Below are 25,500 nucleotides of genomic sequence, written 5' to 3'. Positions count from 1 at the left end.
CTTATATATTTAGAAATCCATTCAAATATTTGCTGTCCTCCTCTACTAGTAATCCTTCTTTTTCACTATACAGACTGTCATCATTTAATATATATAAACCATCTTGAACCAGAAGAACTGACTTTGATTCTTGCAATTTTTTTAACTCGTACTCATAAACATTAACTATATACTTTTGCAACTCTTTAACGATTAAAGAAGGGTATTTCGCATAGTGTAATTCCGATACTTTCCCTTCAACCTTATCATTAATTGGAATAATTACCGGGATTGTATTTGAATCAATGAAGGAGAATCTCTCCGAAAGTTCTCTAAACTCATACTGCAATTCATTTTCATTATAATCTTCAAATATTTTCTTCCTATCTAATACTGTGGTATCTTTAGAAAATAATTGTTTAAAGTATTCCTCAATTGCTTCTAATGAGAGAGGATCCTCATATCTTTGTAGAATCTCTTTACCTAAGCTAGCTGCATAGCTCATCCACCCCTTAGGCAATGCATGTTTTTCAATAGATTCAAAAACATAGACTCTTCCATTAATCCTGTTCCCCCATTCATCCTTTAGATCCCCCTCTCTATTACATCTTCCCGCAGCTTGGGCTATACTATCAATTCCCGTTAAGGAACGGTATACATATGGAAATGAGATATCCACACCTGCCTCGATTAATGAAGTAGAAACAACAATACATCTCTCTTCTGTCTTCAACCTTTCTCGAATTTCCTTTAGAATGTTGGCACGATGCTCGGGGTACATGTGGGTACTTAGATGATAAATCCCTTCATCACTATCCCTGCTTAACTTTTGATATATGTAGTGTGCATGCTTTTTTGTGTTTACAATACAAAGAGCCTTGTCACTTTCTAACAATCTTCCACAAATATCGTCATCAGATATTTCAGATAAGTACTCCACTTCTGTTCTTTTACATAATAGATATAGCTCTGAAGGCCTTGAAATTATCTCAACTGGCTTTTTTTCTGTTAAGAAAAACTGATCTATATAAGGCTGAGTCGCAGTACAAAGTACAACAGTTGAACCGTACGAACGGGTTAGTTCTTTTAGCCCTTCAAGACACATTCTGAAATAATCCACTGGTATACTTTGCGCTTCATCAATAATAATTACGCTCTTTGCCATATTATGAAGCTTTCTGCACTTAGAAGTTTTATGGTGAAAAAGGGATTCAAAAAATTGTACACTCGTAGATACAATAAATGGAAAGTCCCAATTCTCTGATGCTAAACGCCATCGTTCTTCTTGTAAAGACCTATTGTAATTTTCATCATCAAATATTTCACTGTAATCAACATTGCTATGATGCTCTAAAACTACCTCTTTATCGAGAAAATTACGGAAAACGCTTGCATTCTGTTCAATTATTGAAGTAAAGGGAATAACATAGATAACTCTTTCTAGTCCATATTCTTCAGCATGTTTTAATGCAAAAGCTGCTGAGGATAAAGTCTTTCCACCTCCAGTAGGTACGGTTAATGTAAACATTCCAGGCTCTTGTTTGGCAGCGTTTATACAATCATCTAATATTTCATTTCGTATTTTGTTTAGTTCTGTTATTTTTTTACCTTTCCTCATCTCTTCTAGTTCAGCATAAAACTTTTCTTTAAGAAATGGGATAGGAATATTAACACTTCTTTTCTCTGTCTTTTCTTCATTTATGTATCGCTCAGTGTCGAGGAAATCAGCGTCTACGAGACATGAGAATAGCATTCTAGTATAAAATGATAGCGAAAAATTCATTTGACTTTTCTGCAAATCTTTTATAAATGGAGATACTTGTTTTGGAAAACTAATCTCACTTTGATAGGCTTGAAAATCGTCTACGTTTTGTTTAAGTCTTTCCTGAACTGATGAACCACTACCAGTTACTCCGTAGAAATTCTTTAATCCTCCGTGATGTCCTAATATACCGTTTGCTAGTATTAATCCTATGGTGTCACCATATTTTTGCTTCATTAGCTTAGCCCCAGCAGAAGAATGGTCTACTCTCTTATTGCTCCCCTTCAGCCGTTCCTGAAATTCCTTACCATATTTTCCTATATCGTGGGCTAAACCAATTAACTCTCCCATTTCCTTATTACCGAATTTTCCAGCAAATTCACCAGCTAGTCTTGATACATTTTTCAAGTGTTCCTCAAGTGGTTGCCACTCTTCTTCTGGTACACCTTCTTTGGTATGAGCATAGAACATTTTTTTCACCACCATCCGCTAGAATTCATTTATTATTGTTTAAATCCACAATATTCCATCCCTTTATTATCTTCATATTAACTTAATAATTAACAATTAGCAATAATCTCTTTTTGCATTTTTAAAAAATCATGTTAGAATAACATTGTCGCTACTCTGTAGCGTGGATTGAAATATATTTACTTAGTCATTTGCTAAGGGCTCATCTGCATATTAGGTGAGTCCTCTCTACTTTATGAATATTTAAATTAATTTAATTATACCCCTTTCCCTGACAAATACTGTCAGGGGTAAAAAGAATTAGTGACAATTTAATGAATGTTAAAAAGCCCCTTTAACATTCATTAAAGAGGTACGTCTTTTGGAGTTCTCACTAGTTAATTAAAGTTAGTTAAGTTATTCAAAAATCAATAATTTTTTCCCACACGTTCAAATAATAAGATTCCGGTTATTCCCAATACTTCCGAACCATTTCCTCATACTCATCCCGCAACTCTTCCCGTACCTCATCAGGCTGCAACACTTCCGCATTGGTTCCAAATGAGCGAATCCACCTCAAGAACTCGAGCTTACTTTTGACTGTTGTTTTTAGCAGTAGTGAACCATCTTCCTGCTCGATGAGAGACGTTTCTGTATAAAAGTCATGTTCGTATATGTACCTGGATACTTCTTTTGAAAATTTCACAGTGAAGCTAATTGGCTCATGTTCCTCTGCGAAAATGGACCATCTGTTTGCTAGAAAATCAGAAATACTAAAGTCCTTTTTCATTGTAAACTGTTGCTCTGTTAGTGCAATTTTTTGAATTCGATTTAGGCGAAACACTAGAATCTTTTCTCTGTTATGACAGTATGCAATTACATAGAGTTGTCCGCCTCTAGGAACAAGATAATAGGGATCTAATTTTCGTTGTGATATCATATTCCGATGCATAGAATAATAGGAGACGTCAATGGTTCGATTATGTACGATTGCTTCCAGTAAGACTGGCATAATCTCAATTTGGTATGATTCCCGATACTGATCCTGGAATAGAATTCTTTCCCCAATTTGTGCACTTATCGGGAGAGCATTCTTGTTATTGAGAACCTTCCCGCCAATTTTTTCTAACCCTGAGCGATATGTTGGGAAAAGTGGATGCTGCACCGATGTAATATCACCAGATATAAACGGGTATAGAACCAATGCCATCCATTCATCTGATGTCAAATTCTGTGGTGATTCTATCGGCTTATGTATCAGTTTATACCCCTTTTTTCCTTCATTTATATAATAATATCCGATTTCTTCTAATACCCGCATATCCCTATATATACTACGGACCGATGTTTGACAATGTTTTGCTAATTCAGCGGCAGTAGCTGTTTCATGATTATCCAAATACTTAATAATGTAGAATAATCGTTCCGCTTTTTGAGTTCGCAAAACCAGTCCTCCCTTCTTATACAAATCCCTATTAATCTTGAAAAATTTCCTCCAAATTCACCCTAAACCCCTGCAAAACTTTTGAGGAAATCGTTCCCTTATCTATTTTTAAATCATGTTGCTCGTACATGCCTTTATCATTTAAGGTATAGACCATGACACTATTTAGCATTGGGTTAACAATCCAATATTCCTGAACGCCATAATCCATGTAGAGATTTAATTTTGTAATTAAATCATGTGATTGGTTGGAGGGGCTTAAAATTTCGATAATTACACTAGGAATACCCACATATCTTTGAGCGGTAAAGCCTTCCTTGTCACAGATGACTGTTAAATCTGGAATGACAATTTTTGTTCCTTTAATTTCCTCACTACTTAATTCGACATCCATGGGTGCATGAAACACTTCACAAGAGCTTCCTTCAAGAAATTTCCCCAAACATAGAAATAATCTACCTGAAATTCTTTGATGCTTGATAGTTGGTGAAGAGGACATATAAACATAACCATCGATATATTCCAGCAATTCCTCGGAACTTTCTCGAATTTGAAAATATTCCTCGACAGAAATAACATCAGTACGATAGAGACTCATATACATCACACCTACTTTTTTACCTTTATTTTACCAACTCATTCAAACCTCTGCCACCACAACTAATGCAGGAGACTTTACAGAATGCGCCTCACCTTTGAAGTTCCCAAATACGTTGATTTCTTTAAAACCAGCTTTCTCTAAAAGGGGAACAAGTACCTTGGCTGTAACAGGAAATAGAGGAATAGTGTTTGTGCTTGATTTACCATTCGTAGTCAAAATTGCAGTAAATTGAACTTTTCCTCCCAAACTCTCGTACTTTCGTTCGAATTTAAAATCTTCTTTCTCAATAACAGGAAATGAGAAATTATCACTAGCCAAGAACTTATCAAAATTCACGGTTTGTATAATGAGTGTTCCACCTTTATTTAATTTCGCAAAGCATTGTTCCAGGAATCTCTGTATTTCTGTAATGCTTTGTAAATGGGGAAGCGTATTTCCAACACAATAGATGCCATCATATGTCTCGTCCAATTGTCCGATTTGCTCCATTGTTTTCGTTTGTACTTCCACGGATACCCCTTCAGCATCTGCTTTTGAAAGAATATCATTGGCCATAGCCTGCTCTGGCTCGATTGCTGTTACTTTTAGTCCCTCTTTGGCTAAGGCAATTGCCATATTCCCGGTGCCAGATCCAACATCTAGAATGGTTGCATCTCTGTGGAAATGGGATAGAAGAAAGGTTACTGCTTGTTGATTTAATGGAAAAATTTTATCGTAAAAAGGATATAAAGACTCATAGAATGACATTTATTGTACACTCCTTAACAAACAGTTTTGTTCTATTTTTCCCGCTCTGTTGTTCTTCATCCAACTCAAATGAATATCAATCATTCGTCAAATCTCCATTACCACTTACAGGGATGGCTTCCCCCAAATAAGTTGGCTCAGGCTTAACAACAACATTAAAGAAATCCTTGGCCCTCGCAATAACTTCGCGAACATCTCTCGCCTTTTGACCGGCATAATCCCTTGGGTTTGATGCCACACCATATGCATCAAGTCCTAGTTGCTCTGCTATGTATAAAGCACGGTACATATGGTATTTTTGGGTAACAATGATTACCTTTTTAGCCTGAAAAATCTCCTTCGCACGATACAGACTATCATAGGTATTGAAGCCAGCATGATCCATGAAGATGTGTTCAGAGTCAATCCCATGCTCCATCGCAAACCGTTTCATCACATTTACCTCATCATACTCCTTACGACCATGGTCGCCGCTCATCAGCAAGCGATCAGATGCCCCCTTTTGGTAGAGCTCAATTCCTTGCAAAAGCCGATCTTCAAGCATGTAGCTTGGTCTTGCATTTTCCCAAACACCAGCACCCAAAACCAAGATGCAATCAACATCTAGCTTGGCAGCCTCAGACTCTGTAAAAATACGATCCTCAACCGATGATTTTACATAATGATTGATTAAAAGCACGGACACAAACCCAACAGCACTAAGGATAACTAGAATTGCGATAATTTTTTTGAACCATTTTTTTAGTTTCATAGTCTCACTCCATTTCATACAATTCAATTGGAAGTGGCTTATCAAGCACTAACTCGTCCTCCTTGACTATCGCATCATATGCCAAAACTTGAACACCCCGTCTTGATGCATCTAACAGGGCCGTAGCAAATTCATGATCCATTTCGTGATTAGGAGAAAATCCGTGACAGTCTGGCCTTTGAACGACAAACAAAATAACACCCTCGTATCCATCTTGAACAGCCTTTGAAAGTTCCACTAAATGCCTTGTCCCCCTAGTTGTCGGTGCATCAGGAAACATGGCCATCCCATTTTTTGCGAGGGTGACTCCTTTTACCTCCATGAACACCTTCTTCTCCTCCCGCTCAAAATATAAGTCAAAGCGGGAATCCTGATAGGTGACCTCTCTTTTTACCAGGTGCGGGTAACCTAACTCCCTTAGTTTACCTGCCTTTAGTGCCTCAAAAGCAACAGCATTCGGTGCTTGGGAATCAATGTTCACCCACTCCCCATTTGCCTTTACCGCTATAAGCGAGTACCTTGTTTTTCTATTTGGATTGTTGCTAGGCTCTAATGAGACCTCAGCCTCTGGTAAAAGCAACTCCCTTAACCGACCTGTATTCTTTATATGGACCAGTTCTTTCGTACCATTTATGATTACTTCAGCAATAAAGCGATTCAACCGCTTCAGAAATCGTCCGTGAACAATTTTTTCATATTTCATCATTTTCACTTCCTGCAAATGATTACGGTGATGAGGAACTATCAACCATGGAAAAAACTCAATTCTTTCTACTTAATTCTACTTTACTATATTTTTGAACCGTTTGCAGATTTCAATTTGACAGATTTAATTAGCCCTCATTCCATTGTCCAAAAAAGATTTTTTATGTAATCTTGTAGTAGTATTGGATAATTCTAGAAGAATCTCTATCTTTTATACGGGAGCATGCCTATGATCGTTCGAACAAAGCCTTTAAAAACCAAACTCAAACAATCTCAAAATCCACTTGAAGATTTCAAGTTGATAAATCACGGTCACCAACACTCGTCTACGAAGGAAGTTCTTTTTGTAAGATATATTGGTACACCATTCTCTGCTGAAGAGTATGTTTCTCAAATCCTTCAATTAGATCGTTATTTTTCCGATCATTCCTCTTCAAGATATGTACGCTTGCAAGGCCTTGAAAAACTATCAAATTCAAGTGATATTAGCAGACTATCCGTTGTTTGGGAAAAATGGCAGAAATATGTGATAGAATCAGCCTCAAATCCTTACGCTCTATATGAGGCACCCCTTGCTGTTCGCTTAGAAGACGATATTCTTGAATGGACAAAAAAGCTATTATTCATAGAAATCATGTCCATGTACAAGAAGGCGAATCCAAATGTAAATGATACAACCCAAAAGAATTTTTCTTTAAAATTTCTTCATTGGATCGATATTTATTTACCAAAGCTCCTTCGTTCAAAAGAGGATTCACCAAAGGTCTTGTTTGTTGGAGAGATTAAGCAGCATGAAATTTTATTTTTGTATTTCTTATTCCGCCTAGGCTGTGACATATGCTATATGGATCCAAAGGAGGATATTGTTCATTTATATCCTGAGATTGAAAAAATTTCTACATTATATAAATGCAGTACCGTTTTAACTAATCAATTGACTATATCCGATTTTTCACCTGTATCTGCTCGAGCCAATCCAACTATTCCAAAACATAGGCCCACTCCGTCTAATCCCGTTACTCCAAAGGTAAGTAACAGTGGAATTCAGGGTAGCGAGCTCAATTACGAACAGTTGGCGAGTATGGCGAACTCTGTCGTCATGATTAAGACTTTTGATGAAGAGAATAAGGCGATTTGCTTCGGTTCGGGTGTTGTCATTCATAGCCATGGATATATTTTAACCAATCTACATGTCGTTGAAGGTGGACATTATTTTTCCGTTCTATATGAGAATGAAACGGAAGAATATGTTACTGATCATCTGATTAAATACCATTCATTATTTGACCTAGCTGTCATTAAAGTTGACCGAATAAGCTCGCCCCTTACCGTAAAAACAGTAGATAATTTAGTCCGTGGGCAAAAAATTGTCGCTATTGGAAGTCCTTTAGGGCTATTCAATTCAGTGTCTGACGGGATTGTTTCGGGTTTCAGGGAAATTCGTTCAATTCCCATGGTCCAATTCACGGCCCCCATTTCTGATGGTAGCTCTGGCGGGGCACTCATGGATATGTACGGGAGATTAGTCGGTCTTATTACCGCAGGCTTTGACCAAGGACAAAATTTAAATTTGGCAGTCCCTTCCGAAAAAATCTATCAATTTGCACAAAACTTCATCGAGCATACAGAATAGCTTTCCATGGGAAAAGGTCATGAGGGACGAATGCCTTTATGATAATTGAAATAGTTAGCGGGAAAAGAAAAACGAAATTAGCTGTTCAAATTGCAGATACTCAAAGAAAAAGAGAACAAGGGTTAAAGTTTGTTAGGCTGTTACCAGAAAACGAGGGAATGTTATTTGTATTTCTAGAAAAAACAGCTGCTGGCTTTTGGATGATGGACACGTACATTCCTTTATCCATTGCTTTTGTTGATACAAATGGTGAAATCCTAAGGATACTTGATATGTTTCCTTGTACAAGATACCCTTGTCCAATCTATAATCCAGGAGTATATTATCAATACGCAGTTGAAGTCAATTTAGGATGGTTTCAAAGGAATGGAATCAAAGTAGGGGATTATGTAAGGTTTTAGGTCTGCTCTTTCTTTATGGCTGTTTTCTCACGGATTGTGGTTCTGGAATGTCCTTAATACCGGCCATTCCACTTCATACTAGGCGAGCGATACGCATAGATTGAGCAGCGCTTTTCTCCGTTGATTCTACATATAGACTGCATAAACAAGAGTTTTGTCTAATTATTTTTTGTTCAAAATCAACAATGTTTGAGAATAGAGCCTTCATTATAGAAAGATAGACCTTTTTCAATACAAAAAAGCTAACATCAAAACGTCATATTTATACGACCTTTTGATGTCAGCCTCTTACGCAAGCACTTTATCATCCTGCTCCTTCTTAAAGAAGCTTCTCATAGCATGGAATACATCGGCTTTTTGCTTGAGGATATAATAACGGAAGTGTTCATTTTTGATGTTTTTATACGCGGACATGAGGGTCGAATGTCTATTATACTGATTTACTTCACCATAACCAAACATATTGGAAACCTTCATCAGCTCTTCCACAAGTTTCACACATCTGGCATTATCAGAGGTTAAATTATCCCCATCAGAGAAATGGAAAGGATAAATATTGTATCTGGTCGGATTGTATTTTTCCTCGATGAGTTCTAATGATTTTCGATAGGCAGATGAGCAAATGGTTCCCCCGCTTTCTCCTTTTGAAAAAAAGTCCTCTTCACTGACGACCTTTGCTTCCGTATGATGGGCAATAAACTCAATTTCTACCGTTTCGTATCTCGTTCTTAAAAATCTTGTCATCCAGAAAAAGAAGCTGCGTGCCATATACTTTTCCCAGATCCCCATACTACCACTTGTATCCATCATCGCTAGGACGACGGCTTTTGATTCTGGCTTGACTACTTCATTCCAGGTCTTGAATTTCAAATCCTCTCGATAAATTGGATGGAAGCTCGCCTTTCCTTGCATCGCATTTCTTTTAAAAGCAGCCATCATCGTTCTTTTCTTATCAATATTCCCCATTAATCCTGTTTTTCTAATATCGTTGAATTCAATGTTCTCAACAACAATATTATCCTGTTCTTTACGTTTTAGGTTCGGTAGCTCCAACTCCTTAAACAATGCTTCCTCAATATCCATAAGGGAAACTTCCGCTTCAAAATAATCTTCCCCGGCTTGATCGCCTGCACCTTGACCTTTTCCCGGTCCCTTTTGGCCACTGGATCCATCACGAGCAACTACATCACCAACTTGACTGTCTCCATCCCCTTGGCCTACATGTTTATTTTTATCATAATTGTAGCGAATTTTATATTCGTCTAATGAACGAATCGGTATTTTCACAACTTCTCGCCCGTTTGACATAACTATGTTTTCTTCTGTAATCAAATCAGGTAAATTATTGCGAATGGCTTCCTGTACCTTTTCTTGATGGCGTTGTTGATCGTCGTGGCCTTTGCGGTGGAGGGACCAATCTTCCTTCGAAATCACAAATTGATGCTTACTTGCATCGGTCATCGTAACCCCTCCTTCAAATTTTTACACACTTTTCACCTTAATGCATATAATATCTCGAGTGCCAAAATAGAAATAGAATATTATCCCATGATATGCCGCAATACAACTGAAGATAAATGGTGATTACTTTATCCTATGCAGCAATCAAAATTAATTTACAAATAATTTCGATATTAGAGGATTGCCTATATGGCGGACAGGCCCTTTCTATATATGATGAAATAAAATTGTTGTACGGTAGCTGAAAACTGCGCTTGTGGAGTTAATGCGGACAGTTTTGGAGATTATCCGACGGAAATTTGACGCCAAATCCAACGATTCGCTACGGAAATTGACGCCATTCACGACCTATAACGTCAAATCCGGCGATTTACACACGAAAATTGATGCCATTCACGACCTATGACGACAAATCCAACGTTTTTCAAACGTAACTTGACGCCATTCACGACCTATGACGACAAATTCATCGATTCGCTACGGAAATTGACGCCATTCACGACCTATGACGTCAAGTCAAACGTTTTCCAACGTAACTTGGCGCCATTCCCTCCCAATGAAGACAAGTCCAACGATTACCCAAGCTAACTTGTCCGCATTCACCCTCTTCCCCATCAGTCACTTAGAAACATAACTAGAACCCGCCTAGATACAAAAGGCTGACAGAACGCTCTGCCAGCCATTGCACTTTTCATATTTATCCTATCGATTTAATAAACTTCCTACGTAACGCAATAACTCATTTGCCGAGGTTGAATTATAGCCATGTTCATCAATGAGTCGGGCCACAACCTCATTAATTTTCTTAAGCTGCTGCTCATCAGGGGTTTTTGTGGAGGTTGTAATTTTGACGACATCCTTTAAGTCAGCAAAGAGCTTTTTCTGAATCGCTTCACGCAAGCGATCATGGGAGTTGTAGTCGAATCGCTTTCCTTTTCTCGCAAAAGCAGAAATTCGGATCAAAATTTCTTCACGAAAAGCCTTTTTCGCATTTTCGGAAACACCAATTTGCTCTTCGATCGAGCGCATGAGTTTTTCATCTGGATTGATCTCATCACCTGTCAATGGATCCCGAAGCTTGTTCTTGTTGCAGTATGCTTCCACATTATCCAAATAATTATCCATTAAGGTCTTTGCAGATTCCTCATACGAATACACAAAAGCCTTTTGAACTTCTTTTTTCGCAATATCATCATATTCCTTACGTGCGACGGAAATAAAATTCAAATAGCGCTCCTTCAATTCATCAGTAATGGACGGATGCTGATCGAGCCCTTCCTTCAATGAACGGAGCACATCTAGTGCATTAATGGACGTCATCTCTTTGCGAATAATCGTGGAGGAAATGCGGTTGATAACATAACGAGGGTCAATCCCGCTCATTCCTTCATCATTGTATTCCTTTTTCAGTTCCTCTAAGTCAGCTGAATTGAAGCCCTCCACATTCTCGCCATCATACAGCCTCATTTTTTTCACAAGGTCGATGTCACCCTTTTTTGGTTCCTTCAATCGAGTAAGGATTGTGAACATCGCAGCAACCCGAAGTGTATGTGGGGCAATATGGACATCTGCCACATCACTTTCTCGAATCATTTTTTCATAGATTTTCTCCTCTTGACTAACCTTTAAATTATACGGAACTGGCATCACAATGATCCGTGAATGCAACGCCTCATTTTTCTTATTCGAAATAAAAGAACGATATTCCGTTTCGTTCGTGTGAGCGACAATGAGCTCATCAGCCGAAATCAGCGCAAATCGTCCAGCCTTAAAGTTCCCTTCCTGCGTCAGTGATAACAAATGCCATAGAAACTTCTCATCACACTTCAACATTTCCTGGAATTCCATCATCCCGCGGTTTGCTTTGTTAAGCTCCCCATCAAAGCGGTAAGCACGGGGATCGGACTCTGAGCCATACTCTGCAATCGTTGAAAAATCAATACTGCCTGTTAAATCAGCAATGTCCTGTGATTTCGGATCGGATGGACTAAAAGTACCGATTCCAACCCGTCTATCCTCAGAGAAAAAGATCCGTTCCACCAGAACATCTTCAATTCTCCCCCCATATTCCTGTTCCAATCGCATCGTATTAAGAGGAGACAGATTGCCCTCAATTCGAATTCCATATTCATCATAGAAATCCTGGCGTAAATGATGAGGAATCAGATGGAGAGGATCCTCATGCATGGGGCAGCCCTTGATCGCATAGATCGCTCCTCGGTCTGTTCGTGAGTACGCTTCTAGTCCTCTTTTGAGCATAGCTACGAGAGTTGATTTACCTCCACTAACTGGTCCCATTAATAGTAAAATCCGTTTTCTGACATCTAACCGTTTGGCTGCTGGATGAAAGTATTCCTCCACCAACTTTTCCAAAGCTTCCTCAAGGCCAAACAATTGGCTACTGAAGAATTGATATTGATTCCTGCCATCGACCTTTTCGACTCCGGCATCCTTAATCATATTATAAACGCGTGAATGTGCTGATTGAGCAACCAATGGCTTATCTTTTAGAATCTCAAGATATTCTGCAAAAGTCCCTTCCCATTTTAACTTTTCGTCTTCATATCTTTGCATTTCAATCTTTTTCAATATATCCATAAGGACCCTCCCCTGTAGCTTGATCAGAGACGATTAATATAATCTATGCGGCACGTCTTGTGAACATGCGTAACAAGGGGGAGTTTTCAGATGCCTCCTGAAAAAGAGCGCTTGTCAAAAAAAATCCATACTTTACATTCACAGTTTGGATAGAATAAGCTATAATGAACGTATATGTTAAAATTTGTACTTAAATAATTTCTTGAGGGGGCATACATAAATGAAACTAATTCTAATCCTTGGCGTTATGATAGCGTTTTTATCTGCTATCTTCACAGCAGGCTACAATGATAAACCAGGTGCAAATAAATAATGAAAAAAGCTGCTGACATAGACTCAGCAGCTTTTTTCATTCTAGCGCAAATTCAATTTCTTGTCCGCGACAAATTCCTTCATGTACATTCTCGATTTTCTCTCAAGCATTTTTCCCATCTGCTCAGTCCAGGTTTCACTTCTTTTGCCAGCGGTTCTTTCGAGATAGTATTTCTTAATCACTTCATTATATTCTTCAAGCTCCTTGGTATACTTCTCTTCGTTCGCTTCATATGTATTTTCATGATAGATATGCTCAAGTGGAAGGCGAGGCTTTTGCCCTGTTATTTTTGCAGGGTAGCCAACTGCAAGACCAAATAACGGAATCACTCGATCAGGTGTTTTCAAAAGCTTGACCACTTCTTCAAGATTATTACGAATTCCACCAATGTAGCAAATTCCGAGCCCCATCGACTCAGCCGCAAGGGCCGCATTCTGTGCAGCTAAAGCAGCATCAATGAGTGCCACCATAAATTTCTCCGTGCTTTCGATCGAAGGCTCGACATCCTTTTCTTCCATTTTCCCAATTACGGCATGGCGGTACAAATCGGCACAAAACACAAAGAAATGGCCATTCTTTTCAACATATGGCTGATTTCCAACAACTTCAGCAAGCTTTTTCTTCATTTCTTGATCGGTAATTCCGATAATGGAATACGCTTGAATATAGCTGGAGGTGGAGGCTGCTTGTGCACTTTTTACAATGGTTTCAATTTGTTCCTTTGATAAAAGCTTGTCCTCAAAGCTGCGGATGGAACGGTGGTTTAAGATGGTTTCAATGACTTGGTTCATCTTTTCTTCCTCCTATACAAAAAAGAGGAGACCGCCATTAGCGGTTTCACCCTCATTATTTCAGCTGCAAGTAATCCTGTTGTCTCAATGCTTCATACACTAAAATAGCTGCTGTATTGGATAAATTCAATGATCGAACACGATCATTCATTGGAATTCTAAGACAACGCTCTTGATTTTTGGCAATTAGATCCTTCGGTAGACCGGTTGTCTCTCTGCCGAATATAAAATAATAATCCTTATCCTTCTGGCTATAATCAAAAGCCGTGTGAGGCTTTATGCCAAACTTTGTTAAATAGAAAAACTCACCAGCTGCATTCTTCTCAAAAAACTCGTCTAATGAATCATAGTAAATAATATTTACAAACTCCCAATAATCTAGCCCAGCTCGCTTTAGCATTTTATCATCCGTCGAGAAGCCTAGCGGCCGGATCAAATGTAAGGTTGTCTCGGTTGCTGCACAAGTGCGAGCGATATTTCCCGTATTGGCTGGAAGTTCTGGTTGATATAAAACGATATGAATTGACAAAACGTTATTCACCCACTTATTGCAAACTCTACGGGCTATTATACCACTTTTTAAGAAAAATTTTATTGAAAAAAGGATGGATTTAGGATTGGTCATCCAAAATATGCAAAAATTTATATTTGATATTAGGAGTATAGGCTGTCGAATCCTCATACGCCCAATACCGCATCCGGCTATTTGCCGTGTGAGCATTGACAAGCGGCATATCATCTACGTCCTTTGCTGTTACGATCGTAGTGTGGTCAAAGCGGCCATCCCCTTGAAAATCATAACAAATCACATCACCAAGCTTTAACTCCTGTGGATCTGACACCTCTCTTGCCCGTATACCAATTTTTGCACCAGGCAAATACCATCTTAGTGAGTTGGCTACGGTCCAGCTATAGCTCCAATTATTACTTCTCATCCACCATCCATTACTACGGTTGGGATAGCCAACCATCGGGGCATCTCCAGCATGAAGACATTGAGAAATATAATTCGTACAATCAACATCAAACTTTCGGAAGGCAGGATTGTAGTCATTCCACCATCTCTCCGCATATTTCACCGCCTGAAGACGATCATAGAAAAAAGTCACTCGTTCGTCATTCGTGATTTCCTCTTCAATGCTTGCTCTAGTGACCTCTTCTGGACTTCCTAGCACATCTAAATTCATTTCTTTATCTTCTACGAGAATATCCTTATAAAACTCCGCAACTCGTTCTTCCACTTCTTCCTCAATATATAATTTTTCCTTATGATTGATTAAATATTGAAAATGCGCACGATAAAATACTTTTCTGGGTTCCTTTTCATCGAGCTCCTTAATGATATTCCCGATCGCCTTGACCTTCACAATTTCCGCATTTCTTTTTGCTAAGGACTCTTTTTTCGCTTCTATCTTTTCACATACCTTGTTTCGCGGATTTGATACGCATTGATTCACTCTTTTTAGCAAATGCTCCTGAAGCTGTTCTTTCATTCTATCCAACTCCCTTCACATCATATAATATGAAGAAAGCCGATATTTGGGATATTTCCTCATTGTGGAAATGACTTCCTGTTCATTTTTTGCTCAAATTACAAAAGGGATGAATCAATCAAGAAGCTGTAATCCTTTTTCAATTTCTTTTAGTACTTCATCATCGGTTTCCTTACTTTGTGCATGAAATAGCTCCTGTTTCGCTTTTTCTCCACCTATTTTTCCTAGTGCCCAGGCTGCTGTTCCTCTAAGGACAGGCTGGGGATCATGATTTAACACATCGACTAAATCATCGACTGCGGTTTCATCCTTAAAATGAGCGAGAGCAATGATTGCATTTCGTTGAATGGGCCTCTTCCCGCGCCATGCTCCAGCTAGTGTACCAAAGCTTGCTTTAAACTGGCGATTACTTAACTGCAGCAACGGTTTAAGCAAGGGCTTTACCATTTCGGGCTCCGCCTCCATTTCCTCGTGAAAATGAAAATTCCTTCCCTTATTTTCCGGGCAAGCGGTTTGACAGGAATCACAGCCATACAAACGGTTGCCAATTTTATCACGAAATTCATCTGGGACAAAGTCCTTTGTCTGTGTCAAAAAGCTAATACAGCGCTGCGCATTGATTTGTCCGCCTTGTACGAGTGCTCCAGTTGGGCAAGCCTCAATACATTTATTACAGTCCCCGCAACGATCCTCCATCGGCTCATCGGGTACAAATGGGAGATTGGTGATCATTTCGCCTAAATATACATAGGAGCCAAATTCTGGTGTGATAATGGCACAATTTTTCCCACTCCAGCCAATGCCTGCTCTCTCGGCAACGGCTCGGTCTGATAATTCACCCGTATCCACCATGGGTTTACATTTTGCCTCAGGAACCCTCTCCTTAATAAACTCCTCCAACTTACTAAGCCGTTCCTTCAGAATCAAATGGTAGTCCAGCCCCCACGAGGCGCGGGCAAAAAGCCCCCTTCGTTGACCTTTCTTACTTACTACCCTCTTACTCATTTTGGAAGGATAGGCAAGAGCAATTGAAATAATCGTGCGAGCCCCTTCCATCAGCAGGGCTGGATTCGTTCTTTTTTCAATATCTGGCTCTTCAAAGCCCGATTGATAGCCTAATTCCTGTTGGCGAAGAAGTCGGTTCTTTAGCTCATCAAAGGTGGAGGCAGAGGCAAAACCGATCTTGTCAATTCCGATGACTTGACTATATTCAATAATTTCTTGCTTTAGCTTATCGTAATCCATATCGCCCCACCTTTCTTTTTAATTGATATTCCATGTAAAACTACCTCCATTATGATAAACTATTTTCAACTGTTTTTGGAGGTGGAAAACTTGGAATTCAACTTATCACCCCAGTTGTGCGCAACCATACCGAATTTTAAAATTGGCTTAATTAATTATCGCAACATCGAAATTGGAGCAGCTCCAGAAATGCTAAAAGGAAGACTACAGCTTTTTCAGGAGTCATTATTTTTTGAACTTGAGGATAAGAACGTAACCGATTACGAGGGCATTCGTGAGTGGAGAGCCATTTTCAAAAAAACCGGAAAAGACCCGAATCGCTATCGTCCCTCTGTTGAGGCACTTTATCGCAGAGTGAAAAAGCAGCAATTTCTGCATTCAGTAAATAGTGCAACGGATTTAAATAACTTCTTTTCCTTGCAATATGAAATTCCATTAGGCATCTATGATCTTGTTCAGCTTTCTGGTGATGTTTCAATGAGGCTTGGTGCTGAAGGTGAGGAGTATTCTGGCTTAAATGGGCGGGTTAACAACTTACATAACTTGATTCTCACCGCTGATGAACAGGGTCCCTTTGGCAGTCCTTTTGTTGACTCTAACAGAAGCGCTGTTTCTGAATCAACTAAAAATGCCTTGCAAATCGTCTATCTAAAGCCTTCGATGGATACGGCTGAAGCTGAAAAAATGGTTCACTCTCTGATGAACATGTTTACACAAATTCATGGTGGGGAAGCTCATTTCAAAGTCATTGAAGGAAATTATTAAGAGCCAGCAGCATATGCTACTGGCTCCATTTATATTTAAAGGGTGAATCGCGCTATGAGAGAAAATCATGTTCTCCTATTCTTAGACGGATACAGCTGCAAAAAGTTTCTATTTTTCTTTTAGAAAATGAAAAACGCAATACTTCGTTCTTTCCGAAACGAAATACTGCGTTGCCTATGTATGGAGCGGGTGATGGGAATCGAACCCACGACAACAGCTTGGAAGGCTGTGGTTTTACCATTAAACTACACCCGCATAAAGATTGAAATGTTATTAAGTTTTTTCTTACGCATTTTGGCCTTATCATGCCTCTTCCTCTTCCAGCTAATTCAAAGATGTTGGATGCGTCGAGGCAACTCGTAGTAATTCACAGAGGCATCGCTCGTGGCTGTGGTTTTACCATTAAACTACACCCGCATAAGCGTTACTAAAATAATGACAATAAATAATTTATCATTTCCCCATTAATTTGTCAAGTTTTTATTAAAAATTTGTCTATTTTTGTCGAACAATAAGCACAAGCCTCACTTTACCGTTACGGTTTTTCCTTTTAGAAAACAACTTAGGCATTGTTATAAATGGAATAAAGTACTAATACAATATACTGTGATCAAAAGGAGGTGAATTCTATGAAAACAGGTGTATCTTTTCTAAAGATTGCAGCCTTGTATTTCCTAATTGGTGTTGGGATGGGGCTAACCATGGAAATTATTCAAGATCACAGACTTGCAGGTGCTCATGCTCATATCAATTTGATTGGATGGGTCTCTATGGCTATCTTTGGGCTAATCTACATTCTTTTCCCTAAGGCGGGTGAATCAACCCTGGCAAAGGTTCATTTCTGGCTTTATAACATTTCGTTCCCATTATTCATGCTCGGGTTAAGCTTCCTTCTTTTAGGCGATTCTTCACTCATGATCCTTCTAAGAATCTTTCCAAATATCCTCGTACTCAGTGTCCTAATATTCACAATTAATGTATTTATGAATGTCCGTGTAGATGACGTGAAAAAGCTTCTGCGTCAGTAATGATACCCTTGTTCTTAGCTGATACAAAACGAAACCGAGTGTCTCCAAAGGGTGTTGTTGACACCTTGAAGACACTCGGTTTTCTATAAGGGAAACCCCTGGTCTAAAATCAACTGCCATCATTAACACTGCCATATGATTAAATATATATAAGGCCTTAGAGGAAATCTACCAGCCGTCCGCAACATTTTTTGTTGAGGATTGTGGCATAATTATGTTCTCTATGATGGAGACAACTCGACTTGGAAACAAATATCCACTTCCAAAACGCACAAAAATCCCCCGCTTTCCGCGAGGGACCACGATTGTACCTTACATTGTTTGCCGCTTTTCTAAATCACGTGCGGATTGACTGGTTTCAACCATTTTTTCATCCTTTAATGTCCTAAAAATCACATCTACAAAAGGTGTGGAAACCCCATACCAATAATTTTCATTCTTAAAATGATGAAGCAAATGGAGCTTCTTAACCCAGATGCCAAATTTCGTTCTCGGTTTGATTGGACGATGGGCAACATAATGCTTCCATTCATAAATAAGTAGCATGAGAATCGTCCCCGAAACAAACGAAAGTGTCCCGATTAAGGTAGACTCAATGAAAAAGAAAATGATTCCTGCGATGAGTAAGTTCGGAATGGTGTACCAAAGTGGTAAAAATAGTAGCTTCAGGTCATTTGGGTCTTTATGGTGGTCGTAGTGGATGCGTTTTAAGAATTTTAATAGATACGGATTATCGGGAGTTTTCAAATGAAATAAGAATCGGTGGGTTATATACTCGATAAACATGTATCCAACAAGTCCGATTACAAAGTATATGGCTAGCAACCATGTCGATCCCTTTATTAATACAAAACTGGCCATCCCAATTAACAGGCAAAGCATAACTGTGATGTCAAAAAACAAGAAAAAATCACGATACAGCCCTTTCTTCTTCATTTCCCACTCTCCTCTTCATCACATTTCTTCTTCCATAGCTGTAAGCTTTTCTTCATCATGTCTTTTGTAAGTTGCTCTGTTGCTAATAAATCACCTTTTAGAACAGCTGCCAGCAGTTCGTCATAATAGTGCCTAGAGGCCTTTCTGTGATCCAGTACATCGAAATACTTCTTTGCCATCGGAACATAGATATCAGAAAAACTATTCAGGATAAATAAATAGATTGGATTAGGAGATAGACTAGCTAGTTTTAGCTGTAGTTCCCAGTCAAAGACCGCATATGCTTCTGCATGGTCCTGTAGATTCTCCAAATCGGCAAATAAGGCAATTACCTTAACAGGTGCGTGGCGAACGGCTTCCATAATATAGGTTGGTGTAAGTGAAATCCTTAGTTCCAACATATACTCAATAAAAATATCTGGGATATCCTCATAGCACTGAAGAATATTGACAATGGTCATTAAATTGCCTTGCATCCAGTAATTATTTACAATTGCCGGCATTCCCTTTCGAGCCGTAATCCAGCCATCACTTTCTAAGCTCTGCAGCGCCTCCCGAACAGTAGGTCTCCCCACATGAAAAAGATTTGCTAACTCCCTTTCAGGCAGCAAGGGTTCGTCAATTTGGTATTCCCCTTCTAAAATGGATTTTATGATTTTTTTTCTAATCAATTCGGAGGTGCGTGGCTTCAATGATTTATGTCTCCTTCCTATTGGTATTACCAATATAAAATTTGGTATTACCAATATTTTAGTATTTAATATTAATACTGTCAATATATTCTAAATATTTTTACTACCATGTTCACTGGCTTCTGTTTTTCTTTTTACTTCAGTTGATTGGTTAGTATCTGGGGTTCCAGAAAAAAAGAATAGGAACCACTCATTACCTCAAACTAATGAATAGAATCCTTTCCAATCAACTATCGATTTTTACGTTCTAAGGAGGACATATGAAAGTATCCGATGTCATTATCCATTGTTTAGAAAACGAGGGTGTGAAATATGTATTCGGGATCATTGGCAAAGAGACGCTTGATCTCGCTGATTCTCTATCAAAATCAAACCACATTCAGTTTGTCAATGTCAGGCATGAACAAGGCGCAGCATTCATGGCGGATGTATATGGAAGATTATCAAAGGAAGTAGGTATTTGCTTATCAACATTAGGTCCTGGGGCAACCAATCTTTTAACTGGGATCGCTAATGCACAGCTTGAGCATTCCCCACTAATAGCGTTAATTGGCCAAGCTCGTATGAACCGGCAGCATCCCGAATCACATCAATATTTAGACATTGTGAAAATATTTGAACCCGCAACAAAGTGGAGTACTCAAATCATCGACGCCCAAACTGTGTCTTCCAACATCCGAAAAGCTTTTAAGCTTGCAAAACTGGAGAAACCGGGCTCGGTAGCCATTGTGTTTCCTGAGAATTTATTATCCCTTGGCACGGACAACAACCCCCTACCAGTGATGCCAATACCTGAATCAGTTCCAGACAATGAAGTAATGATAGCTGCCCATTCACTGATACAAAATAGCAAGAAACCATTTCTATTGGTCGGAAATGGTGTAATAAGACAGGATGCAGTCAATGAGCTTCAAACTTTTATCAACGTACTTCAAGCTCCTGTTGCACACAGCTTTATGGCAAAAGGAATTTTGCCAAAAGAGCATCCCTCCAATTATTTTACATTTGGATTTAGTGAAAATGATGTCGTCGTACCTGGGATCGGGGAGGCGGATTTATTACTGACCACCGGCTTTGACTTTGTGGAAAGTCCACCGAAGAATTGGAACAAAATGAAAGTTCCCGTATTACATATGGATAGCTTACCTGCCAACATCGATGAGTACTATCCTACAAAAATTGAATGCATCGGGAATATAAAGAAAACACTTCAATTTCTTAATAAATTGGAAACCTCCGCAAAACCATGGACACCTGCCGGAAATCTCAGGGACAGAATAATGAATGAATACCAAATAAATGATGAGGAGAAAGACCGTTCATTCACAATTGAACACGTACTGCATTGTATTGAACAATCAATACCTAGGGACACGATTGTTATTTCCGATGTCGGCGCTCATAAAGTTGCCATTGCTCGAACATTTCAGCCGAAAAACCCAGGTCGTCTTATTATCTCAAATGGGCTTGCGTCCATGGGATTTGCCATTCCAGGAGCGATTGGAGCGAAACTTGCTTGCCCTGATGAACCTGTCATTTGTATCACAGGAGATGGTGGAGCATTAATGAATTTTGCAGAAATAGAGACAGCCAGGCGCCTAGGACTTCCCTTTATCATCATCGTTATCAATGACTCGATGTTAAAGCTGGAGGTACAGCAAATGATAAAAAGGTACGGGGAAAGCTATGGTGCAACCTTTCAAAATCCTGATTTTGCCCTTCTTGCGGAGAGTTTTGGTATCAAAGGAATAAAGGCTCATAATCTAGATGAATTTGAGAATATTTTAAAGGTGGCCCTTCAAACGTTAAAAGAAGTGATCTTAATCGAAGTAGTCATGCAGAATTGAAAACGGGTTCGGAATATAGCCTTTTTCAGCGGAATAAGTAGATAGTAAGACTTATTCTAGGGGGGCTAAAATGGAGCGAACAAAAAGGATTGAGCGGAAGTTAAAGCCAGAGGATATTTTGCTTCCTTCCGGCTATAGGATTGAGGTTTTCATGGTGAATCTTAATACACCTATTAATCTGACCTTTACTGAGCAAGGAGAAATGCTCGTAGCTGATGCGGGCATCACAACGGGCAATGGAAAAGTTCTCATCGTTACACCTACTGAAACAAAGGTGATTGCGGAAGGGTTCAACCCTCCGTTAACAGGAATTACTTTTTACCAAGGAAAAATTTATGTTGCCCACCGTGGCTCTATTACGATTGTGAAACCAGACGGTTCTAAACAAGATATCATTACAGGGCTACCGAGTTTTGGTGATCACCATAATAATCGGGTGATTTTTGGACCCGATGGAAAAATGTATTTTGGCCAAGGGACTGCAACGAATACGGGTGTAGTTGGAGAGGATAACCGGTGGCTGAAGGAGCATCCACTTGGTCATGACTATCCGGGTTCGTATATTCGGCTTACCGGAGAAAATTTTAAGACCACCAATCTTTTATCGGAGACGGCAAATACACAAATACAAACGGGCGCCTACTCCCCATTTGGCGTCGCCACTTATCCAGGGGAAATGATTAGGGGAATGATTAGGGCAAGCGGGAGCATCCTGCGAGCTAATCCGGATGGCTCCCAGCTAGAATTAGTTGCCTGGGGACTACGAAATCCGTTCCGAATGAAATTTGACCGGCACAATCGTCTATTTTGCGGAAATCATGGGATGGATGTCCGTGGTAGCCGGCCAGTAGAAAATTCCCCTGATGAGTTCCAATTAATTCGTCAGGGGATGTGGTATGGCTGGCCAGATTACACAGGTGGTTACCCAGTCAACCAGCCAACCTTTAAGCCTGAGGGGAAACCGCAGCCAACCTTTCTCCTTGCCCAGCATCCCATGCAGCCGCCACAACCTGTTGTAACCTTTGCGCCCCATTCTGCGATTATGGGGTTTGACTTCAACTATGATTCTTCCTTTGCTCCACTGGGCGAAGCATTTATTGCGGAGTTTGGCAGTGAGGCTCCTACTACAACAGGTGGCAAGCCAGCACCGAGAGTCGGTCACCGGATCTCTCGAATCGATACAGAAGCGAGAAGGGTGACCACTTTTGCAATTAATAAAACAGGCCTTGCTGCGAATGTTACGGGTGGAGGTGGCTTGGAAAGACCGATTGATGTTACCTTTGGGCAACACAAAGACATGTTTATCACCGATTTTGGAATCGTTAAACCCCCGGGCACAAATATCTTTGCCGTCCCAAATACCGGTGTCATCTGGAGGGTTACGAAACGATAAAGTGCTTCAACCTGTTAAAAAAGAATAAGCCAATCTCAACCCACAGCCAACTATACAAACAGGAAAATAAAAAAATACTTCCGGCTGTGAAAAAGGAAAAAATGTTAGAAGCCACTGGACCAAGAACAGGAAAGTTGAAAATGTAGAGGAGACTTGTGATTCCGATTGTCAAAAAAACTGCTCCAAATGTAATAACTACTAATCTCTTTTTAAAAAAGGTGAAGGCTATGCCTATGCCAATGCCCAGCAACCCAGTGGTAAAAGGAAACACAATGAGTTCACTTGGCTGCAAAATAAGAAGCAGCAGAATCGTAAGAAAATAGGATATGACTCCCACCGGAAGAGAAAACATGGCACAAATCAGAATGGGTAATGTAGCAAATGGACTGATTCCATACCCAACCCCAGGCAAAAATCCACCCGCTGATTGAAGGATCGCAGCCATACAGGCCAGAACAGAACCTACTGCCAGCTTCTTTATTTGGGTTTGTTTACGAAACTCTGATTGAGCTAGTTGAATGTGATCTGATATTGATTTTAAAAAGTACATGGTTCCACCTCGTACATAAAGCGGTTTAATTATATACTATGCTTTTGCTGGGGTGGATTCTTATAGAATTCCAATCAAAAAACACTTCTTACTGAATTGGAAGTGTTTTTTGATTGGGTGTATCGCAGTTCGTCTCGATTTTCTTTCTCAATATTGCACCTAACATAACGATAGTATATTGTTGTATTCAGTCATATGGTTCATCAACTTAAACCATTCAACTAATTATCGGAGGTATTTAACTGAATGAATAAACAGCACCAACTAAATAAGCTCAAAGAGGATTTTATTAATTGTCAAAAAGTACTATTAGCAATTGGTGATGAAACACGTCAAGCGATCTTGTTAGTTCTAATGGGAATGGATTGTCAAACCGGATTACGTGTAGGTGATGATTGATCGGTATGGGAAAGTCCCCATGCATTTAAATTACAACAGGGACAAAAGATTTTGATTCAAGCTGGGGCCGGTGGTGTCGGTACCTTTGCTATTCAACTGGCCAAATTAATGGGTGCCACTGTTGCAACAACTGCAAGTGAAGCTGGTGCGAATTTAGTAAAATCTCTTGGTGCAGATGATGTGATTAATTACAAGACGGAAAAATTTGAAGAGATACTGAAAAACTATGATGCCGTATTTGATACACTTGGGGGCGAGATACTCGAAAAATCATTCCAGGTGGTTAAAGACGGAGGAAAAATTGTATCCGTTTCGGGATTACCGAATGCTCGCTTTGCCAAAGAATATGGTTCCGGATTTTTTAAAACGTTGTTGTTTTCAGCAGCTAGTCATAAACTTACTGCGCTTGAAAAAAAGCATCATGTTCAATATACGTTTTTGTTTATGAAGCCAAGTGGAGAGCAATTACACATCATTGCAGACTTTATTGAGTCTGGTAAAATCAAACCTGTCATTGATCGAGTTTTTCCTTTTGAAGATGCCCAAAAGGCAATGGAATATGCGGAGTTGGGAAGGGCCAAAGGAAAAATAATTTTAAAAATCAGGTAGTGATCAAACGAAGCAAAAAACACTTCTCAATAAATAGGAAGTGTTTTTTGCTTTAGTGTAACTTATTCATTTATTTCGCATTCTCGTCTGGCTGATGAATGCCAAAAATATTTCCTTCTGTGTCTATGTAGTATCCCTGCCAAGCCATTCCAGGCAGTGCGTATTTTGGCAATGCCACCTTGCCACCCTGACTTAAAATTTTTGCTTCAGTTGCATCGTATTCTTCTACTCCCATTGTACAGGCATAGCCATTCAATGATTGGCCTGGTGCTGGCGGTGGACTTTGGCGTTGCATTAAAGCCCCGTTTATCCCAGGCTCATTTGCATCACCAGTGACAGCCCCAAAGTATGGCATCCCCGCATATTCGCTCCAGTCTTCAAATGACCAACCAAATACCTCGCCGTAAAACTTCTTAGCTCGCTCCATGTCATCTACATGAATTTCGAAATGAACTAGTCTTCCCATGAGTTCCTCCTCATTTTTCACAAAATTTGATTTCTAGATGTATATTTAAATTTTTTTAGAATCCATCATCAGTATGGAGAGAAATATTGAAACTTATTCTTTCAATAGTTTTATTTCTATTTTTGACGGTACAATTCCTGCTCCCATAATAATTTCGTTTTCGGCAAACACAAACCATGAGTGGAGTATCTGCTTGAAATGGGCCTAGTTTCGAATGCAAAGACTCCAACTGTATCAAGATGTCTATGGTCCAGTATGTGAATTGTACATGTTCCTCATCTTAAAACAAGGCTTTTCCCGTTGGAACAAGCAACAAAGTGAACTATTGAACTACCCACCACTTAGCATCTCTTACGAGCTGCTTGAAGTGGGGGATTCCTAAGTAAGGAGGCCTATCGGCTTCTAATTGATTAGGCTAGCCCCGTAGTTCCTACGGTTAGA

At 39.4% G+C, this 25,500-nt stretch carries 22 protein-coding genes, 1 tRNA gene and 2 pseudogenes; 8 read left to right on the top strand and 17 right to left on the bottom strand.

From position 1 onward, the window contains the following. Nucleotide 1: 1 nt before the first annotated feature. The 6 genes from cas3 to sfsA form a co-directional block, all read right to left on the bottom strand. Nucleotides 2–2,212, bottom strand: a complete 2,211-nt coding sequence (cas3, locus tag J2S07_RS19150; protein WP_307152007.1) for a CRISPR-associated helicase Cas3' — start codon at nt 2,210–2,212, stop codon at nt 2–4. A gap of 448 nt (nt 2,213–2,660) precedes the next feature. Then, a complete protein-coding gene (locus J2S07_RS19145; RefSeq protein ID WP_307152006.1) occupies nt 2,661–3,635 on the bottom strand; it encodes a helix-turn-helix transcriptional regulator in 975 nt (324 codons plus the stop codon). Nucleotides 3,636–3,666: 31 nt separating this feature from the next. After that, on the bottom strand, nt 3,667–4,233 hold the full coding sequence (locus J2S07_RS19140) for a Uma2 family endonuclease (RefSeq protein WP_307152005.1): 567 nt from the start codon (nt 4,231–4,233) through the stop codon (nt 3,667–3,669). Between the two features lie 42 nt (nt 4,234–4,275). After that, complete coding sequence (locus tag J2S07_RS19135; RefSeq protein ID WP_307152004.1) at nt 4,276–4,983, bottom strand: class I SAM-dependent methyltransferase; 708 nt, start codon at nt 4,981–4,983, stop codon at nt 4,276–4,278. A 76-nt stretch (nt 4,984–5,059) separates the two neighbouring features. Continuing rightward, nucleotides 5,060–5,734: a SanA/YdcF family protein gene (locus tag J2S07_RS19130; protein ID WP_307152003.1), complete on the bottom strand. Its 675-nt coding sequence runs from the start codon at nt 5,732–5,734 to the stop codon at nt 5,060–5,062. A gap of 4 nt (nt 5,735–5,738) precedes the next feature. Beyond that, nucleotides 5,739–6,437 (bottom strand): DNA/RNA nuclease SfsA, encoded by a 699-nt coding sequence (gene sfsA / locus J2S07_RS19125; protein ID WP_307152002.1) that lies wholly within the window; start codon nt 6,435–6,437, stop codon nt 5,739–5,741. Nucleotides 6,438–6,668: 231 nt separating this feature from the next. On the opposite strand from sfsA, the gene J2S07_RS19120 reads away from it, so the two are divergent. Both J2S07_RS19120 and J2S07_RS19115 read left to right on the top strand, forming a co-directional pair. Further along, nucleotides 6,669–8,072: a trypsin-like peptidase domain-containing protein gene (locus J2S07_RS19120; protein WP_307152001.1), complete on the top strand. Its 1,404-nt coding sequence runs from the start codon at nt 6,669–6,671 to the stop codon at nt 8,070–8,072. 38 nt (nt 8,073–8,110) lie between these two features. Continuing rightward, nucleotides 8,111–8,473: a DUF192 domain-containing protein gene (locus J2S07_RS19115; protein ID WP_307152000.1), complete on the top strand. Its 363-nt coding sequence runs from the start codon at nt 8,111–8,113 to the stop codon at nt 8,471–8,473. Between the two features lie 288 nt (nt 8,474–8,761). Here J2S07_RS19115 and yhbH read toward each other — a convergent pair whose 3' ends face one another. The 6 genes from yhbH to queG form a co-directional block, all read right to left on the bottom strand. Continuing rightward, a complete protein-coding gene (gene yhbH, locus J2S07_RS19110) occupies nt 8,762–9,934 on the bottom strand; it encodes a sporulation protein YhbH (protein ID WP_307151999.1) in 1,173 nt (390 codons plus the stop codon). Between the two features lie 702 nt (nt 9,935–10,636). Then, complete coding sequence (prkA, locus tag J2S07_RS19105) at nt 10,637–12,532, bottom strand: ATP-dependent protease PrkA (protein ID WP_307151998.1); 1,896 nt, start codon at nt 12,530–12,532, stop codon at nt 10,637–10,639. Nucleotides 12,533–12,886: 354 nt separating this feature from the next. Then, complete coding sequence (gene nfsA / locus J2S07_RS19100) at nt 12,887–13,636, bottom strand: oxygen-insensitive NADPH nitroreductase (protein WP_307151997.1); 750 nt, start codon at nt 13,634–13,636, stop codon at nt 12,887–12,889. Nucleotides 13,637–13,691: 55 nt separating this feature from the next. Continuing rightward, a complete protein-coding gene (gene trmL, locus J2S07_RS19095) occupies nt 13,692–14,165 on the bottom strand; it encodes a tRNA (uridine(34)/cytosine(34)/5-carboxymethylaminomethyluridine(34)-2'-O)-methyltransferase TrmL (protein ID WP_307151996.1) in 474 nt (157 codons plus the stop codon). An 82-nt stretch (nt 14,166–14,247) separates the two neighbouring features. Next, entirely contained in the window at nt 14,248–15,129 is an 882-nt protein-coding gene (locus J2S07_RS19090; RefSeq protein WP_307151995.1) for an amidase domain-containing protein, read from the bottom strand. 114 nt (nt 15,130–15,243) lie between these two features. Continuing rightward, a complete protein-coding gene (queG, locus tag J2S07_RS19085; RefSeq protein WP_307151994.1) occupies nt 15,244–16,374 on the bottom strand; it encodes a tRNA epoxyqueuosine(34) reductase QueG in 1,131 nt (376 codons plus the stop codon). Between the two features lie 90 nt (nt 16,375–16,464). On the opposite strand from queG, the gene J2S07_RS19080 reads away from it, so the two are divergent. After that, the gene (locus J2S07_RS19080) at nt 16,465–17,139 is read left to right on the top strand and encodes a B3/B4 domain-containing protein (protein WP_307151993.1); all 675 of its coding nucleotides are present in this window, start codon (nt 16,465–16,467) and stop codon (nt 17,137–17,139) included. A 181-nt stretch (nt 17,140–17,320) separates the two neighbouring features. Here J2S07_RS19080 and J2S07_RS19075 read toward each other — a convergent pair. After that, nucleotides 17,321–17,394: transfer RNA gene (locus tag J2S07_RS19075), tRNA-Gly, on the bottom strand. Nucleotides 17,395–17,768: 374 nt separating this feature from the next. Between J2S07_RS19075 and J2S07_RS19070 the strand changes: the two genes are divergently transcribed. Then, nucleotides 17,769–18,167 (top strand): cbb3-type cytochrome c oxidase subunit I, encoded by a 399-nt coding sequence (locus J2S07_RS19070; protein WP_307151992.1) that lies wholly within the window; start codon nt 17,769–17,771, stop codon nt 18,165–18,167. A gap of 312 nt (nt 18,168–18,479) precedes the next feature. On the opposite strand, the gene J2S07_RS19065 is transcribed toward J2S07_RS19070, so the two are convergent. Both J2S07_RS19065 and J2S07_RS19060 read right to left on the bottom strand, forming a co-directional pair. Next, nucleotides 18,480–19,103 (bottom strand): sterol desaturase family protein, encoded by a 624-nt coding sequence (locus J2S07_RS19065; RefSeq protein WP_307151991.1) that lies wholly within the window; start codon nt 19,101–19,103, stop codon nt 18,480–18,482. Continuing rightward, nucleotides 19,100–19,795, bottom strand: a complete 696-nt coding sequence (locus tag J2S07_RS19060) for a GntR family transcriptional regulator (protein WP_307151990.1) — start codon at nt 19,793–19,795, stop codon at nt 19,100–19,102. Before J2S07_RS19060 ends, J2S07_RS19065 begins: the two co-directional genes overlap by 4 nt. 260 nt (nt 19,796–20,055) lie before the next feature. Between J2S07_RS19060 and J2S07_RS19055 the strand changes: the two genes are divergently transcribed. Continuing rightward, complete coding sequence (locus J2S07_RS19055; protein ID WP_307151989.1) at nt 20,056–21,642, top strand: acetolactate synthase large subunit; 1,587 nt, start codon at nt 20,056–20,058, stop codon at nt 21,640–21,642. A 70-nt stretch (nt 21,643–21,712) separates the two neighbouring features. Then, entirely contained in the window at nt 21,713–23,035 is a 1,323-nt protein-coding gene (locus J2S07_RS19050; RefSeq protein WP_307151988.1) for a PQQ-dependent sugar dehydrogenase, read from the top strand. On the opposite strand, the gene J2S07_RS19045 is transcribed toward J2S07_RS19050, so the two are convergent. Continuing rightward, nucleotides 23,022–23,585 (bottom strand): hypothetical protein, encoded by a 564-nt coding sequence (locus J2S07_RS19045; protein ID WP_307151987.1) that lies wholly within the window; start codon nt 23,583–23,585, stop codon nt 23,022–23,024. The genes J2S07_RS19050 and J2S07_RS19045 overlap by 14 nt on opposite strands. A gap of 246 nt (nt 23,586–23,831) precedes the next feature. Here J2S07_RS19045 and J2S07_RS19040 point away from each other — a divergent pair. Further along, a pseudogene (locus J2S07_RS19040) lies at nt 23,832–23,978 on the top strand (ArsR/SmtB family transcription factor); the annotation flags it as partial. A gap of 33 nt (nt 23,979–24,011) precedes the next feature. Continuing rightward, nucleotides 24,012–24,593, top strand: a pseudogene (locus J2S07_RS19035) (NADP-dependent oxidoreductase); the annotation flags it as partial. Nucleotides 24,594–24,663: 70 nt separating this feature from the next. On the opposite strand, the gene J2S07_RS19030 reads toward J2S07_RS19035, so the two are convergent. Further along, nucleotides 24,664–25,059: a VOC family protein gene (locus tag J2S07_RS19030; RefSeq protein ID WP_307151986.1), complete on the bottom strand. Its 396-nt coding sequence runs from the start codon at nt 25,057–25,059 to the stop codon at nt 24,664–24,666. Nucleotides 25,060–25,500: the final 441 nt, after the last annotated feature.

The organism is Anoxybacillus andreesenii (assembly GCF_030813005.1).
In the GTDB taxonomy this organism is placed as follows: Bacteria; Bacillota; Bacilli; order Bacillales; family Cytobacillaceae; genus Robertmurraya; species Robertmurraya andreesenii.
Note: the sequence above shows the minus strand (reverse complement) of the source record. Positions and strands in the feature narration are given on the sequence as shown.

What these genes read in the sequence shown, in the direction of transcription:
- J2S07_RS19030 (WP_307151986.1), bottom strand. Translation starts at nt 25,059, where the DNA reads ATGGGAAGACTAGTTCATTTCGAAATTCATGTAGATGACATGGAGCGA.
- J2S07_RS19135 (WP_307152004.1), bottom strand. Translation starts at nt 4,983, where the DNA reads ATGTCATTCTATGAGTCTTTATATCCTTTTTACGATAAAATTTTTCCA.
- J2S07_RS19130 (WP_307152003.1), bottom strand. Translation starts at nt 5,734, where the DNA reads ATGAAACTAAAAAAATGGTTCAAAAAAATTATCGCAATTCTAGTTATC.
- J2S07_RS19115 (WP_307152000.1), top strand. Translation starts at nt 8,111, where the DNA reads ATGATAATTGAAATAGTTAGCGGGAAAAGAAAAACGAAATTAGCTGTT.
- J2S07_RS19120 (WP_307152001.1), top strand. Translation starts at nt 6,669, where the DNA reads ATGATCGTTCGAACAAAGCCTTTAAAAACCAAACTCAAACAATCTCAA.
- nfsA (WP_307151997.1), bottom strand. Translation starts at nt 13,636, where the DNA reads ATGAACCAAGTCATTGAAACCATCTTAAACCACCGTTCCATCCGCAGC.
- queG (WP_307151994.1), bottom strand. Translation starts at nt 16,374, where the DNA reads ATGGATTACGATAAGCTAAAGCAAGAAATTATTGAATATAGTCAAGTC.
- J2S07_RS19090 (WP_307151995.1), bottom strand. Translation starts at nt 15,129, where the DNA reads ATGAAAGAACAGCTTCAGGAGCATTTGCTAAAAAGAGTGAATCAATGC.
- J2S07_RS19065 (WP_307151991.1), bottom strand. Translation starts at nt 19,103, where the DNA reads ATGAAGAAGAAAGGGCTGTATCGTGATTTTTTCTTGTTTTTTGACATC.
- J2S07_RS19070 (WP_307151992.1), top strand. Translation starts at nt 17,769, where the DNA reads ATGAAAACAGGTGTATCTTTTCTAAAGATTGCAGCCTTGTATTTCCTA.
- sfsA (WP_307152002.1), bottom strand. Translation starts at nt 6,437, where the DNA reads ATGAAATATGAAAAAATTGTTCACGGACGATTTCTGAAGCGGTTGAAT.
- yhbH (WP_307151999.1), bottom strand. Translation starts at nt 9,934, where the DNA reads ATGACCGATGCAAGTAAGCATCAATTTGTGATTTCGAAGGAAGATTGG.
- J2S07_RS19050 (WP_307151988.1), top strand. Translation starts at nt 21,713, where the DNA reads ATGGAGCGAACAAAAAGGATTGAGCGGAAGTTAAAGCCAGAGGATATT.
- cas3 (WP_307152007.1), bottom strand. Translation starts at nt 2,212, where the DNA reads ATGTTCTATGCTCATACCAAAGAAGGTGTACCAGAAGAAGAGTGGCAA.
- J2S07_RS19140 (WP_307152005.1), bottom strand. Translation starts at nt 4,233, where the DNA reads ATGAGTCTCTATCGTACTGATGTTATTTCTGTCGAGGAATATTTTCAA.
- J2S07_RS19045 (WP_307151987.1), bottom strand. Translation starts at nt 23,585, where the DNA reads ATGTACTTTTTAAAATCAATATCAGATCACATTCAACTAGCTCAATCA.
- J2S07_RS19055 (WP_307151989.1), top strand. Translation starts at nt 20,056, where the DNA reads ATGAAAGTATCCGATGTCATTATCCATTGTTTAGAAAACGAGGGTGTG.
- prkA (WP_307151998.1), bottom strand. Translation starts at nt 12,532, where the DNA reads ATGGATATATTGAAAAAGATTGAAATGCAAAGATATGAAGACGAAAAG.